Annotated in this window: 15 protein-coding genes and 1 pseudogene; 4 read left to right on the top strand and 12 right to left on the bottom strand. The window is 70.9% G+C overall.

Features of this window, described 5'->3' with window-relative positions:
- Positions 1-26: 26 nt before the first annotated feature.
- Together nrdR and ABD256_RS20915 are read right to left on the bottom strand one after the other, a co-directional pair.
- The gene (nrdR, locus tag ABD256_RS20920; RefSeq protein ID WP_215546136.1) at positions 27-536 is read right to left on the bottom strand and encodes a transcriptional regulator NrdR; all 510 of its coding nucleotides are present in this window, start codon (positions 534-536) and stop codon (positions 27-29) included.
- 538 nt (positions 537-1,074) lie between these two features.
- Positions 1,075-1,572 carry a LysM peptidoglycan-binding domain-containing protein gene (locus ABD256_RS20915; RefSeq protein WP_344421174.1) on the bottom strand — a complete coding sequence of 166 codons (498 nt, stop codon included), beginning with the start codon at positions 1,570-1,572 and terminating at the stop codon, positions 1,075-1,077.
- A gap of 301 nt (positions 1,573-1,873) precedes the next feature.
- On the opposite strand from ABD256_RS20915, the gene lexA reads away from it, so the two are divergent.
- Positions 1,874-2,527 (top strand): transcriptional repressor LexA, encoded by a 654-nt coding sequence (lexA, locus tag ABD256_RS20910; protein WP_344421555.1) that lies wholly within the window; start codon positions 1,874-1,876, stop codon positions 2,525-2,527.
- Between the two features lie 51 nt (positions 2,528-2,578).
- On the opposite strand, the gene ABD256_RS20905 is transcribed toward lexA, so the two are convergent.
- From ABD256_RS20905 to ABD256_RS20895, 3 genes are all read right to left on the bottom strand, one after another.
- Positions 2,579-3,559 carry an SdiA-regulated/phytase-like domain-containing protein gene (locus ABD256_RS20905; RefSeq protein ID WP_344421552.1) on the bottom strand — a complete coding sequence of 327 codons (981 nt, stop codon included), beginning with the start codon at positions 3,557-3,559 and terminating at the stop codon, positions 2,579-2,581.
- A gap of 58 nt (positions 3,560-3,617) precedes the next feature.
- A complete protein-coding gene (gene hflX, locus ABD256_RS20900) occupies positions 3,618-5,030 on the bottom strand; it encodes a GTPase HflX (RefSeq protein WP_344421171.1) in 1,413 nt (470 codons plus the stop codon).
- 115 nt (positions 5,031-5,145) lie between these two features.
- Complete coding sequence (locus tag ABD256_RS20895) at positions 5,146-5,907, bottom strand: GntR family transcriptional regulator (RefSeq protein WP_344421169.1); 762 nt, start codon at positions 5,905-5,907, stop codon at positions 5,146-5,148.
- 87 nt (positions 5,908-5,994) lie between these two features.
- Between ABD256_RS20895 and ABD256_RS20890 the strand changes: the two genes are divergently transcribed.
- The gene (locus tag ABD256_RS20890; protein ID WP_344421166.1) at positions 5,995-6,201 is read left to right on the top strand and encodes a hypothetical protein; all 207 of its coding nucleotides are present in this window, start codon (positions 5,995-5,997) and stop codon (positions 6,199-6,201) included.
- Here the strand turns inward: ABD256_RS20890 and ABD256_RS20885 are convergent, their stop codons facing one another.
- The 4 genes from ABD256_RS20885 to ABD256_RS20870 form a co-directional block, all read right to left on the bottom strand.
- On the bottom strand, positions 6,202-6,627 hold the full coding sequence (locus ABD256_RS20885) for a hypothetical protein (RefSeq protein WP_344421163.1): 426 nt from the start codon (positions 6,625-6,627) through the stop codon (positions 6,202-6,204).
- Between the two features lie 75 nt (positions 6,628-6,702).
- The gene (dapF, locus tag ABD256_RS20880; protein ID WP_344421160.1) at positions 6,703-7,527 is read right to left on the bottom strand and encodes a diaminopimelate epimerase; all 825 of its coding nucleotides are present in this window, start codon (positions 7,525-7,527) and stop codon (positions 6,703-6,705) included.
- Between the two features lie 9 nt (positions 7,528-7,536).
- Positions 7,537-8,439, bottom strand: coding sequence for a tRNA (adenosine(37)-N6)-dimethylallyltransferase MiaA (gene miaA / locus ABD256_RS20875; RefSeq protein ID WP_344421157.1), 903 nt, complete (start codon positions 8,437-8,439; stop codon positions 7,537-7,539).
- Positions 8,436-9,125 carry a class III extradiol dioxygenase subunit B-like domain-containing protein gene (locus tag ABD256_RS20870; protein ID WP_344421154.1) on the bottom strand — a complete coding sequence of 230 codons (690 nt, stop codon included), beginning with the start codon at positions 9,123-9,125 and terminating at the stop codon, positions 8,436-8,438. The genes miaA and ABD256_RS20870 overlap by 4 nt, the downstream gene beginning before the upstream one ends.
- A 198-nt stretch (positions 9,126-9,323) precedes the next feature.
- Here ABD256_RS20870 and ABD256_RS20865 point away from each other — a divergent pair, with 198 nt between their 5' ends.
- Complete coding sequence (locus ABD256_RS20865; RefSeq protein WP_344421151.1) at positions 9,324-10,643, top strand: DUF349 domain-containing protein; 1,320 nt, start codon at positions 9,324-9,326, stop codon at positions 10,641-10,643.
- Between the two features lie 77 nt (positions 10,644-10,720).
- Here ABD256_RS20865 and ABD256_RS20860 read toward each other — a convergent pair whose 3' ends face one another.
- Genes ABD256_RS20860 through ABD256_RS44440 form a run of 3 tightly spaced genes read right to left on the bottom strand, consistent with a single transcriptional unit; the run spans position 10,721 to position 13,197 of the window.
- Entirely contained in the window at positions 10,721-11,203 is a 483-nt protein-coding gene (locus ABD256_RS20860; protein ID WP_344421148.1) for an Rv2732c family membrane protein, read from the bottom strand.
- Complete coding sequence (miaB, locus tag ABD256_RS20855) at positions 11,191-12,717, bottom strand: tRNA (N6-isopentenyl adenosine(37)-C2)-methylthiotransferase MiaB (RefSeq protein ID WP_425546483.1); 1,527 nt, start codon at positions 12,715-12,717, stop codon at positions 11,191-11,193. Before miaB ends, ABD256_RS20860 begins: the two co-directional genes overlap by 13 nt.
- A 9-nt stretch (positions 12,718-12,726) precedes the next feature.
- A complete protein-coding gene (locus ABD256_RS44440; protein WP_425546482.1) occupies positions 12,727-13,197 on the bottom strand; it encodes an aromatic-ring hydroxylase C-terminal domain-containing protein in 471 nt (156 codons plus the stop codon).
- A gap of 88 nt (positions 13,198-13,285) precedes the next feature.
- On the opposite strand from ABD256_RS44440, the pseudogene ABD256_RS20850 reads away from it, so the two are divergent.
- Positions 13,286-13,486, top strand: a pseudogene (locus tag ABD256_RS20850) (hypothetical protein); the annotation flags it as partial.
- Between the last annotated feature and the right edge of the window lie 14 nt (positions 13,487-13,500).

The raw sequence follows: 13,500 nt of genomic DNA, 5'->3' as shown, positions 1-13,500 counted from the left end.
TCCACTCCCGGGCATGCCGGGCGAGCTCACTCGCCGGGCTTGCTCTCTTCGCCTTCGGCCGCCGCCGGGTCGTCCGGCGCGGGCGCTCCCGCCATGGCCGTACGAAGGTCCGCGATCTCCTTCTCGAAGTCCTCTACCGAGGTGAAGGAGCGGTAGACGCTGGCGAACCGCAGGTACGCGACCCCGTCGAGTTCGCGCAACGGGCCGAGGATCGCGAGCCCCACTTCGTGGCTCGGGATCTCGGCGACGCCCGCCGACCGGATCGACTCCTCGACCCGCTGCGCCAGCTGCTGCAGCGCGTCGTCGTCGACGGGCCTTCCCTGGCAGGCGCGGCGCACGCCCCGAACGACCTTGTCCCTGCTGAACTGCTCGGTGACCCCGGACCGCTTCACGACGGCGAGCACCATCGTCTCGGAGGTGGTGAACCGCCGGCCGCATTCGGAGCACGACCTCCGCCTGCGGATCGCCTGGCCTTCATCGACCTCACGGGAATCGACGACCCGGGAGTCGGCATGGCGACAGAACGGGCACCGCATCGGCCGATCACCTTCCCTCACGCCGACCGCCACCGGGTACTCGCCCGCCGCCACGCAACGGCGGGACCACGCGGCCCGGAGGGGCCACCTGGTGATCGAGATGTGGATACCCGGTGGATGACACCGGCAGCACTGTGGACAACTAGTTCGGATTCTACCCCAACTTGTGGACCAACTACAGCCGTGTAACTACTAGATATAGCGGTCGACCCTAGATCGCGACCTGAGTCACCGCAACCGACCCGACCGGGTGACGCAGGCCGGTTCTCCGCCACTCGCGACCTCGCCGCGGAGGCTCTGGACCGGTCGGCGCGCAAGCAGGCTTTGGGTGACGACACTTCAAGAATTACCCACCAGGGTGACCCGAAGGCGTGCCATCACCTGTCCGGCGCGCCCCGCGCGCCGGACAGCGCGCAAGTCGGTCGCGGGGCCGCCAAGGCCCGCTGAACTTGCGATGGCAGGGCGCCAACGCACCCAAGTGCCACGCACGCGGAGAGCCGCGCCCTGGCAGCGCAAATTCCGACGCCCGATAACAGACTCAGCCCTGGACCGGGACGGACAGCGGGGTGCCCGGCGTGAGCGCGGCGTCGTCGAGGTTGTTGAGCTGCTGGATGCGGTCGACGACCGCGCCGGTGTCGCTGTCCGGGGCGAAGCGGTGCGCGATGGCGGACAGCGTGTCGCCGGGGGCGACGGCCACCGTGGCGGTGTTCGACGGCACCGGGGACCCGCCTGCCATCGCGTTGGCGAACAGGCCGATGCCGACGACCGCGAGGAACACCGCGGCCGCGAGCCCGGCGAGCGCGGGCCAGCGCACGGGTGCCCGCCGCGGCGCGCACGACGCGGGCCGCATCGCAGGCCTGCCCGCGACGACCCGGGCCCTGGTGGCGGGGCGCCTGGTCTCGACGGCGCGGACGCGCCTGCCCGCCCCGGGAGACCGGGGCGCGGGTTCGGTGTCCGGGAGCGGGGGCACCAGTGTCAGCGACCGCACCCGTCGCACGGCACCTACCTGCGGTGACCTCTCGTCCAGCAGCGACATCACGGAACCTCCTAGCAGTCCCAGCTCCTCCGGCGGCCCACCCTGAGCCCGCCGGGTCGAACATCCGTTCTATCGAACGTCCGTGCGAATGTGTACCACCCCGCACCGACAAAATCGAGCGGCGCCCGGCGTGTCCTTCGAACAGTTGTTTGAAATCGGCCCGGCGGCGGGATAGCGTCACAGGAGCCACAAGCACCACAAGATGCTGGACGAGCTGGGAGGCAGCGCAGTGACACGCGACGCGGGCAAGGGCGGCAGGGGCACCGGTGTCGCCACCGGTGGCCAGGAAGGCCGCGCCAAGGTGCACACCCTGGCCGAGGCCGAGGACGCCGAAGAAGGCCTGACGACGCGCCAGCAGCAGGTGCTGGAGGTCATCCGCGCCTGGGTGAACCGGTTCGGCTACCCGCCGAGCGTGCGCGAGATCGGCGAAGCAGTGGGCCTGACCTCGACTTCCTCGGTGTCGCACCAGTTGCGCGCGCTGCAGCGGAAGGGCTACCTGCGGCGGGACGCGAACCGCCCGCGGGCGGTGGGCGTGCTCGCCGCGCATGCGGCGGAGGAGCCGCCCGAGGAACAGATGCCGCGCCCGGCGTACGTGCCGCTGGTCGGCCGGATCGCCGCCGGTGGCCCGGTGCTCGCCGAGCAGGCCATCGAGGACGTGTTCCCGCTGCCGAAGGACATCGTCGGCGAGGGCGACGTCTTCCTGCTGAGCGTCACCGGCGACTCGATGACCGGCGCCGCGATCACCGACGGCGACTGGGTGGTCGTCCGCCAGCAGCCCACCGCGAACAACGGTGAGATCGTCGCCGCGATGATCGACGGCGAAGCCACCGTCAAGACGTTCAAGCGCAAGGACGGGCACGTGTGGCTGATGCCGCACAACGACGCCTACGACCCGATCCCCGGCGACGAGGCGAGCATCCTCGGCAAGGTCGTCGCCGTGCTGCGCCGCCTCTGAGGTTCACCCGAAGGTGGTGCCCTCGCCGGGACGGCGGGGGCACCACCTTCGTCAGCGCCGCCGCGAGCGGCGGAAGAGGCCGAACCCGATGAGGAGCACGGCGGCGACCACGATGACCGCCGTGACGGTGGATTCGTCCGGCCCGGATCCGGCCGGTGCCGCCTCGGCGCCGGGGGCCGCGGGCGCGCCGCCTGAAGTTTCCGGCTCCACCTGCACGAGACCGGTCGCCTTCGGCACCGCCCTGATCGGCTCGCCGACACCCTCGCTGCCGGACAGCAGCGTGCCGTCCGGGTCGAACGCGATCGCTTCGCCCTGCTTCTCCCCCGGCAACGGCACGCGCACCGGCTCGCGCTTCAGCGCGGCGGCGATGTCGCCGTCGGGTGCCGGGTAGAGGTAGGCGTCGGTGTACGTGCGAAGGGCGACGACTCCGCCGTCCGCGCTGGTCGCGCCGCCGGTGACGAGCAGCGAGCCGAACGTGCCGACGGGCCCGCCCTCGGTGTCGGTGGCCTTGATGGTCACCGTGCCGGCGTTCTCCAGCGGTGTCGGGCCGGGGCTGGTGAGCTTTCCCTTCGGCCGGAACACCATCGCGTCGCCGAGGACGTTCTTGGTGACGAGGTACGGCGTGCCGGTCCGGTCCAGCAGCAGTGCCTCGGTGTCGTGCTGGCCGTCGGGATAGGTCAGCCGGTACAGCGTGGCCTTGCCCTTCGGGGTGATCGCGAGCAGCGCGACGGTGTCCCGCTGCTTGCGGTTGTCGCCGGTGTCCGACAGCCACAACGTGCCGTCGGCGGCCCTGGCCAGGTCCTCCACGTCGTACGGGTCGGCGGGGTTGGTGATCACCCGTTGGACGGCGCAGTCGCGGCCGAGCACGAAGACCTGCGTTTTCGTGCCGCCGTCGTTGATGGCGTAGAAGTGCTCGCCGTCGCTGGCCAGCCCGGACAGCTCGGTCAGCCGCTTGTCCTGCACGGTGCACACCGGCGCCGGTGCCTCGGTCGCGTACGCGTCCGAGGGCGCCAGCACCAGCGCGCACAGCAAAGCCGAAAGGCAGGCGAGGACCCTGCGCCCGGTAACCGTCACGCTCCCACGGTACTGATCACCGGGTGAGCGAACCGTTCGCGAGATAGGTCTCCAGCGCGGCGGCCAGGTCGGGACGCACCCGTGCCTTCAGGTGCGTGCCTTCTTCGAGGTGTTCCTCGGTGAGGACCTCGCCGTCGGCGTGCACCCGCGCCACCAGCTCGCCCCGCGCGTAGGGCACGAGCGCGTCGACGACGACCTCGGGCCGCGGCAGCCGCTCGGCGATGATGTCGACGAGCTCGCCGATGCCCTCCTCGGTCCGCGCGGACACCACGACCGCGCCGGGCAGCACGTGCCGGAGCCTGGCGAGCGACAGTTCGTCCGCCGCGTCGGCCTTGTTGATCACGATCAGCTCGGGCGGCAGTGGCTCCGACCGGCGCTGCGTGATCTCGCCCAGCACCTCGCGGACGGCGTTGACCTGCTCCTCCGGCGCCGGGTCCGACCCGTCCACCACGTGCACGAGCAGATCGGCGTCGGCCGCTTCTTCGAGCGTGGAGCGGAAGGCGTCCACCAGCTGGTGCGGCAGGTGCCGCACGAACCCGACCGTGTCGGTCAGCGTGTAGGTGCGCCCGTCCGGGGTCTCGGCCCGCCGCGTCGTCGGGTCCAGGGTCGCGAACAGCGCGTCCTCGACCAGCACCCCCGCACCGGTGATGGCGTTGAGCAGGCTCGACTTCCCGGCGTTGGTGTAGCCGACGATCGCCGCGCTCGGCACCTCGTTGGCGACGCGGCGCCCGCGCTTGGTCTCGCGGATGGTGTCCATCGCGGCGATCTCCCGCCGCAGCTTCGACACCCGCTTGTTGATGCGCCTGCGGTCGGTCTCCAGCTTGGTCTCACCGGGACCGCGCAGGCCGACGCCACCGTTCGCGCCACCGGCACGGCCACCGGCCTGCCGGGACAGCGATTCACCCCAGCCGCGCAGCCGCGGGATGAGGTACTGCAGCTGAGCCAGCTCGACCTGCGCCTTGCCCTCCTTCGACCGCGCGTGCTGCGCGAAGATGTCGAGGATGAGCGCGGTGCGGTCGATGACCTTGACCTTGAGCTTCTCTTCGAGCTGGCGCAGCTGGCCTGGTGACAGCTCACCGTCGGCGACCACGGTGTCGGCGCCGGTGGCGATCACGACGTCGCGCAGCTCGCGCACCTTCCCCGAGCCGATGTAGGTCGCGGGATCCGGCTTGATCCGGCGCTGCACCACACCTTCGAGAACCTCGGAACCGGCCGTTTCGGCGAGCCGCGCCAGTTCCGCGAGTGACGCCTCCGACTGCGCTGCGCTCCCCTCGGTCCACACCCCGACCAGCACCACGCGTTCGAGCCGCAGCTGCCGGTATTCGACCTCGGTAATGTCCTGCAGCTCGGTGGACAGCCCGGCGACCCGGCGCAGTGACGCCCGGTCTTCCAGCTCCAGCTCACCGGTGGACAGTTCGGCGTCAGTCATGTCGGTGTAAGTCAGTTCGAATCCCCTGCCTCGGTCGTGCCCGTGCTTCCTGCACCTATGGTCCCACGATCCGCGTCGAACACAGAACGGAATTATCGGGCGGGGTATTCCGGACTCAGTCCGCCACCCACTCGTAGGACAGCTCGTACTTGTCGGCGGGGAGCACCATGTCGTTGATCTCCAAGGGAATCCCGTCACTCCCGTACGCGACACGAGTTACCGTGATGGCCGGTGTTCCTTCGGCGAGCTGAAGCGCCGAGGCTTCCTCCGGGGTCGGCATGCGCGCGCCGACATACTCCGCGAAGGTGGCGATGGCATGACCGGCTTCTTCGAGTCGCGCGTACGCCCCGCCCTTCCCGGTGTCGACCTGCTCGATGGTCGTGTCCCGGGTGAACTTCCTCGGCAGCCGCGACACCGCGAGCTGAACCACGAGGCCATCCGCCCGCATCAGCCGGTCTCGTACGGTCACTTCATCGCCAGCGCTGATCGCCAGCAAGGAGGCCACACGCTCATCAGCCTGCTCGAACCGGATCTTGACCGAAGTGGACGGCATGAAACCACCGGCGGCCGCATCGGCGAGGAAAGCACCCTGGTTCCGGTCGCGAGCCGCCTTGGACAGCCGAGACCGGGACAGCCGCCGAATGCTGGACGGCGGGCGCACGAAGACGCCGCGACCGTGCTCCGCTGTCACGATCCCTTCGGTGCGCAAGACGTTCACGGCATCCCTGATGGTCGGGCGCGAGACGCCATAGGTCTCGACCAGTTCGCGTTCGCTGGGCAAGCGATCGCCCGGCGCGTAGTCGCCAGCCGAGATCTTGTCGCGCAGGTCGGCGGCGACCTGCCGGAATGCGGGGACCCCGCTGCGCCGATCCACCATGTCTCCATTCTCCACAGGACATCTCGTCTTGACCAGTTAGGCTGTGCATGCTCCACTGGTAAGGACAACATTACCAGTGGAGGATTCGTGGACCCACTCGATCGCGTTCTGCTCGACCAGGTCTCGGCGACCGCGCGCGACCTGCGCGCCGGGAGGCTGGTCCGGCTCAGCCACACCCTCGACCCCGATCAGTTTGTCGAGGACCTACGCGACCTCGGGCTCGACCTCGCCACTCTCGGCGCGGACGTGCTCTCGCGCGTCGCCGATCTCGATGCCCTGACCGAGTGCCCGTGATCAGGCGCGGCCGACCCAGATCTGGGTGCCCCGGCGCAGCGCCTGCACGAAGGCGAGCACGGCCAGCAACGTGACCGCGCCCAGCAGGGTGGCGGTGGACTGGGACAGCCCGCCGTGCGGCGGGATCGAGTCGAGGATGAAGAACGTCACCACCATGAGCACCGCGACCACCGCGCCGGTGACCACCATCGAGATCCCCGCGGCGACGCGCCACGCGAGGAGGGCGACGCCGATGAGCGAACTCAGCGCGATCACGAACAGGAAGGCTTCCAGCAGGACCAGGCGCGCGGTGTCCGCGACCTCACCGACCAGAGACAGCCCGTTGGCGCCGTTCAGCAGGGTGAGCAGGCCGAGCAGGCCCGCGAAGACCATGGCCAGTTTCGCGGAGACGGTGCTCTCCCTGACCTCGCCTGAACCCTCGGTCATCGGCTTCCCCTCGGATCGGACGACGTGCTCCGAGCACGGTAGCGAAGAACCACGGGGAGGTGTCCCCGGCGGAACTCAACCGAGACCGGCCCACCAGTGCTCGTCCAGCTCGCCGCGCGCGACGATCTCGGCGGGGCCGGTGAGCGTGGACGCGCCGCGCTCGACCGTGACCGAGACCCTCCCGCCGGGGATGTCCACAGTGGACGAACCGGAATCGGCGCCCGCCAGGTGCAGGGTGGCCGCGACGGCGGCGACCGTGCCGGTCCCGCAGGCGCGCGTCTCGCCGACGCCGCGTTCGTGCACGCGCATCCGCAGCGCGCCGTCGCCGAGCATGTTGACGAACTCGAGGTTGACGCCGTGCGGGAAGAAGTCCCTGTCGAAACCGGGCTGGTCGCGCAGGTCGAGCGAGGACACGTCTTCGTCCACAGCGGACACCAGGTGCGGGTTGCCGACATCGACCGCGACACCGGAGAACGGCCTGCCCGCGACCGTGGTCACCGAGCTGCCGGTGACCGTGGCCGGTCCCATGTGGACGGTCACGGAGAGGTCGTCGTGCACGCGCACCGGCCGGTCGCCAGCCCTGCTGCCCATGACGAACTCGCGCCCTGCCACGAGCCCCGCCTCGACCAGGTACCGCGCGAACACCCGCACGCCGTTGCCGCACATCTCGGCGATCGAGCCGTCGGCGTTGCGGTAGTCCATGAACCACTCGCCCTCGCTCGGCAGGCCGATCGCCGCCGTGCGCACCACGCGCAGCACGCCGTCGGCGCCGAGCCCCCGGCGGCGGTCGCACAGCGCCGCGACCCTCGCCTCGGTGAGGTCGAGCGCGCCGTCGGCGTCGGGGAGCAGCACGAAGTCGTTCTGCGTGCCGTGCCCCTTCAGGAACTCGATGCCAGCCATGACCCCAGATTACGGGGCGAGCCCGGCGAGCACTTTCCCGGCCAGTGCCGGATCGGCGCCGTCGAACCAGCGGATCCGGCCGTCGCGCCGGAACCACGACCGCTGCCTGCGGACGAAGCGCCGGGTGGCCTGCGCGGTCGCCGCGGCGGCGGCGTCGAAGTCCTGCTCCCCGTCGAGTTCGGCGAGCACCTGCTGGTACCCGAGCGCCCGCGATGCCGTCTTCCCGTCGCGGAGGCCCTCGCGTTCGAGGTGGCGGACCTCGTCGACGAGACCCGCCCCGAACATGCGCCCGACCCGGATGTCCACGCGCTCGTCCAGGTCCTCCACCGCGCGGTCGACGCCGACGAGCACGGTGCCGTAGCGGGCCGGTCCCGGCACCGGGAGGTTGGCCGAGAACGGGTCGCCGGTGATTTCGATGACTTCCAGCGCGCGCACGATCCGGCGCACGTTGGTCGGCAGGATCGCCGCCGCGGCCGCCGGGTCGAGCGCGACGAGCCGGTTGTGCAGCTCCGCCGGGCCGACCCGCTCCGCTTCGCCGTCGAGGCGGGCCCGCACCTCGGGATCGGTGCCGGGGAAGCGCAGGTCGTCGAGCACAGCCTGGACGTAGAGCCCGGACCCGCCCGCGAGGATCGGCACCTTTCCCTCGCCGAGCAGGCGCTCGACCACGGCGCGCGCCTCGCGCTGGTACGCGGCGACCGAGGCCGTCTCGGTCACGCCGAGCACGTCGAGCAGGTGGTGCGGCACTCCCCTCCGCTCGGCGGCGGTGACCTTGGCGGTGCCGATGTCCATGCCGCGGTAGAGCTGCATGGCGTCCGCGTTGACGACCTCGCCGCCGAGGCGCTCCGCCAGCGTGACGGCGAGGTCGGACTTCCCGGTCGCGGTCGGCCCGACCACCGCGATCGGCGGCGTCACGAGCCCACCCGTTCCCACACGGCCACGTGGTAGCCGACGCCGTACGGCGCGTCGCTGTAGAGCAGCTCGGCCCGCCAGTCGGCGCCGTCCGCGAGGTTCGCGAGCACCTGCCACGGCACCCTCCCGCCGACGCCCAGCTCGGCGCACAGTTCGCGGTCGAGGCGGCGCAGCGCGGCGGTGTCGGCCGAGGACACCGCCTTCCTGATCTCTTCGTCGAAGCCGGGCGCACGGCCGTCTTCGCTGCCCGGTGACTTCGGGCCGTGGCGGTTCGAGCCGTCCCCGAGCACCAGCAGGCAGGCGCGGCCCTCCTCGCGCACGGCCGGAGGCACCTCGTCGAACAGCTCGACCCGCACGTCGACGGCGTCGGCCTCGGCGCGGAGCCAGCCCGCGACGAGGGCGGGCAGCGGCATGTCCGGCATGTCCGGCATGTCCGGCATGTCCGGCATCGCCGTCGCGACGTCCCGCGCCAGCGAGACCCGGATATCCCGGCCGAACCCGGCGAACGATCCGCTGACACCGGAAAGGGTGATTCGCTCACGGTGGCCGCCCACCGCCAGCCAGTGACCACTGACCCGCGAGAGCGTGCGCGCGGCCGTGCGGCAGGCAGCGCGGAGGCCGACGGGGGCCGTGCCGATCCCGGGAACCAGCAACGGTGGCTGCGGCACCATGGCGACGTGCGTGATCACGCCGGACGACGTTACCGGGCGCTGCTCGCGTGCCGAGATCACCCGCCCGACGTCAAGAGTGTCATTACCCTGTACCACGAGCCGCGCTGAACTGCTTGAATGCGGCAAGGGGTACCGACACCCCACCCAGCACGATCCGGCCCCATTCCGGTGGGGCGCCCGCCGACCGGCGGGCTTACAGGCGATAAGGAGCCTGCGATGGCCGACGAGACCACAGACAACGGCACCGCACCGGCGGCACCGCACCCGGTACCGCAGGTGCACGCGGTCGCCGGCCACGCGGCGCCGGTGCCACCAGCCGAGCCGAACCCCACGCGCTGGGGCCGCGTCGACGAGGAAGGCACCGTCTACGTCACGACGCCCGACGGGGAACGGAAGGTCGGCGTGTGGCAGGCCGGCACCCCGGACGAGGGCCTCGTGCACTACGCGCGCCGCTTCGACGACCTGCGCACCGAGGTCGAGCTGCTCGAGACGCGGCTCGGCTCGGGGGCCGGCGATCCGAAGCACGCGCTGTCGACCGCGACGCAGCTTCGCGACAGCCTTGCCGAAGCGGCCGTGGTGGGTGACCTCCCCGCGCTCGGGGCCAGGATCGAGCAGGTGATCACGCACGCCGAGGCGGCGCTGGCGACGGCGAAGCAGGAGCGTGAGAAGGCCAGGTCGGCCGCCGTCGCCCGTAAGCAGGCGCTCGCGGAGGAGGCGGAGACGCTCGCCGCCGAGTCGACGCAGTGGAAGGCCGCCGGCGATCGCCTGCGCGCGATCCTCGACGAGTGGAAGACCGTCAAGGGCGTCGACCGCAAGACCGACGACGAGCTGTGGAAGCGGTTCTCGAAGGCGCGCGAGGGGTTCAACCGCAGGCGGGGTTCCCACTTCGCGGAGCTGGACAAGCAGCGCGCCGGCGCGAAGGCGCGCAAGGAGGAGCTGATCACCGAGGCCGAGTCGCTCGTCGACTCGACCGACTGGGGGCCGACCGCGGGCCGCTACAAGGACCTGATGGCCGAGTGGAAGGCGGCCGGTCGCGCGCCGAAGGACACCGACGACGCGTTGTGGCAGCGCTTCCGCGGCGCGCAGGATCAGTTCTTCGCACGCCGTTCGGCCGCGTTCTCCGAGCGTGACGCCGAGTTCGCGGGCAACGCGGCGAAGAAGGAAGAGCTGCTGGCCGAAGCCGAGAAGATCGACCCGGCGGCGAACCTGGACGCGGCGAAGGCCCACCTGCGCCGCATCCAGGACCAGTGGGACGAGATCGGCAAGGTGCCGCGGGAGCGGATCCGCGAGCTGGACGGCAGGCTGAAGACCGTCCAGGACAAGGTCAAGTCGGCCGAGGACAGCAAGTGGCGCCGCACCGACCCGGAGGCGCAGGCGAGGGCCGCCCAGTTCCGCGAGCGCGTGGAGCAGTTCGAAGCGCAGGCGGAGAAGGCACGGGCCGCGGGCGACGAGCGTCGCGCGAAGAAGGCCGACGAGCAGGCCGCGCAGTGGCGCGAATGGATGGAGACCGCGGAGAACGCGATCGCCGACCGCTGATCGTTCATGCCCCGAAGGTGACCTTCGGGGCATCCAGGTCCCCGAAGGTCACCTTCGGGGGCCTGGCTCCCGCGAAGTCAGGAGTGCGACCAGGCGGTGCGCATCCAGTTGACGCCGAGCACGATCATCGTCACCAGCGCCACGATCATGCCGATGCCGGGGCCGCCGCCGACCGCGTTGTTCGCGTGCGAGGACTGCTGCGACCACACCGCGAGCATGCCGTCGACGAACGAGAACCAGCCGCCGACCGCGCACACCCACGACAGCCACCAGCGCCGGGTGCCGAGCGCCAGCACCGACGCCAGCACGCCGAAGCCGGCCGAGGTCGCGGCGAACAGCTGCGGGATCGGCCCGCCGTCGCCGAGGAGCACCTGCCAGCCGACGTGGTCGCCGACCCACGGCAGCACCTGGCCGACGAGCAGCACGAACACCGCGACCGCGATGACGAACCCGCGCCTGCCCAGCTCGACGGTCTTCGCCGCGCGCTGGCCGACCTCGTTGATCTCCGCTTCGAGCTCGGTCAGCTCCTTGTCGGTGCCCGCTTCGCTCACAGCGCACATCCTTCCGCGGCCGAGGCCGGTGCCGGTGCGGCGGGCGCGCCGAACGACGGCAGCCCGAGCGTGACGCCGTTGGTCTTCGGGCGCAGTCCGGCCTCGGCGTTGTCGCCTGCCCTGGTCCGCCGGTGCGAGAGCAGGTCGCCGTCGGCGACGAGGTGGTGCGGCGCGCCGTAGGTCACCACGGTCTCCACGATGTCGCCCGGCCGGATCGCGCGGTCGATCGCGCCGCCGACCGGGGTGAAGTGCACGAGCCTGCCGTCACGGGCACGGCCGCTCATGCGGTGCGTCTCGGCGTCCTTGCGGCCCTCGCCGGTGGCCACCAGCAACTCGACCTTCCTGCCGACGAGCTTCTTGTTCTCCTGCCAGGCCACCTCGTCCTGCAGCGCGACGAGGCGGTCGTACCGCTCCTGCACGACCTCCTTCGGTAGCTGGCCCGGCATCTCGGCGGCGGGCGTGCCCGGCCGCTTCGAGTACTGGAACGTGAACGCGCTGGAGAACCTGGCCTCGCGCACGACGTCGAGCGTGGCCTGGAAGTCTTCCTCGGTCTCACCGGGGAAGCCGACGATGATGTCGGTGGTGATCGCCGCGTCCGGCATGCCGTCGCGCACCTTGTCCAAAATGGACAGGAACCGGGCCGACCGGTACGAGCGGCGCATTTCCTTGAGCACCCGGTCCGAACCGGACTGCAGCGGCATGTGCAGCTGGTGACACACGTTCGGGGTCTGCGCCATCGCGTCGATCACGTCGTCGGTGAACGCGGCGGGGTGCGGCGAGGTGAACCGGACGCGCTCCAGGCCGTCGACGGAACCACAGGCGCGCAGGAGCTTCCCGAACGCGAGGCGGTCGCCGAACTCGACGCCGTAGGAGTTGACGTTCTGGCCCAGCAGCGTCACTTCCAGCACGCCCTCGGCGACCAGCGCCTCGACCTCGGCGAGGATCTCGCCCGGCCGCCGGTCGCGTTCCTTGCCCCGCAACGAGGGCACGATGCAGAACGTGCAGGTGTTGTTGCAGCCGACCGAGATCGACACCCAGCCGGAGTACGCCGAGTCGCGGCGCGCGGGCAACGTCGACGGGAAGGTCTCGAGCGATTCGAGGATCTCCACCTCGGCCTTCGCGTTGTGCCTGGCGCGGTCGAGCAGGGCGGGCAGCGAGCCGATGTTGTGCGTGCCGAACACGACGTCCACCCACGGCGCGCGCTTGACGATCTCGCCGCGGTCCTTCTGCGCGAGGCAGCCGCCGACCGCGATCTGCATGTCCGGGTTCGAGGTCTTCGCGGGCCGAAGCTGCCCGAGGTTGCCGTACAGCTTGTTGTCGGCGTTCTCCCGCACCGCGCACGTGTTGAACACGACCACGTCGGGCGCCGTTCCGTCGGCAGGCACATAGCCCGCTTCCTCGAGCTGCCCGGCGAGCCGTTCGGAGTCGTGCACGTTCATCTGGCAGCCGAAGGTGCGGATTTGATAGGTTTTGCGAACATCGTGCGTGCTCACGCCAACACCGCCTCCGCTGATCTCTTGCATCCCTCCAGCCTAGACGCCGCCGTCACCGTTCCGACCTAGGGCTGAATCACCTCGCCCGCAGCCGCCCGCCCCGGGTGGGCGCAGGTGGAATCGGCTTGTGGTTCCAGTCAGTCGGCAACGCGGCGGATCAGCCGGGCACCACCGCGCCCTCGGGCACTCCGAACCACTCCTCCAGCGCCTCCACCAGCCCGACCGGCGACGCCGGCGCCCGCGCCCCGCGTCGGCCGCCCAGGCAGTTAAGCCGTCCGGACGGACGAGGACCGCCGCCAGTTTCGGGCGAGAGGGGCAGCCAGCCGTCAGGGCGTCGACGCGGCCGGCATACCCCGCAGCGACGCCCCGGACTTCCGAGTCGTCGGCGAGGTCGAGCAGGAGCGCCCGACCACCGTGAAGGTGGTTCGCGAGGCGGCCGCCGTCGGTAAGTCCGAGGCCCGGGGTGCTGCTGCCGGTCAGCGAGTACTCGTCCGGAAGCTCGCGCCGCACCCACCACCGTTGAGCCGCACAGCGAGGTACGCTGCAGCGTCGTTTTTCGTGAAGGTGATCGCCGGGACGCCTCACGAAGGGGCTCCACCCGCACGACTGGCGCCACTACGTAGCCGATGTACTCGAACGCGCCGGGCTGAGCCCCCGCGAGATCACCGACTTCCTCGGCCACGAACGAGTGAACACGACGTTGGTGGTCGAGGCGAGCTTCGAGCTTCGGCGCTCGGGTGGGGGTTCGTCATGCTCGTTGTCGGGCTCACCTTCCTCTCCGGGTTCGGCAATGTGTTGAACCTGGCGTTGAAG

The sequence above is a fragment of the Amycolatopsis minnesotensis genome, assembly GCF_039529815.1.
Classification (GTDB): domain Bacteria; phylum Actinomycetota; class Actinomycetes; order Mycobacteriales; family Pseudonocardiaceae; genus Amycolatopsis; species Amycolatopsis minnesotensis.
Note: the sequence above shows the minus strand (reverse complement) of the source record. Positions and strands in the feature narration are given on the sequence as shown.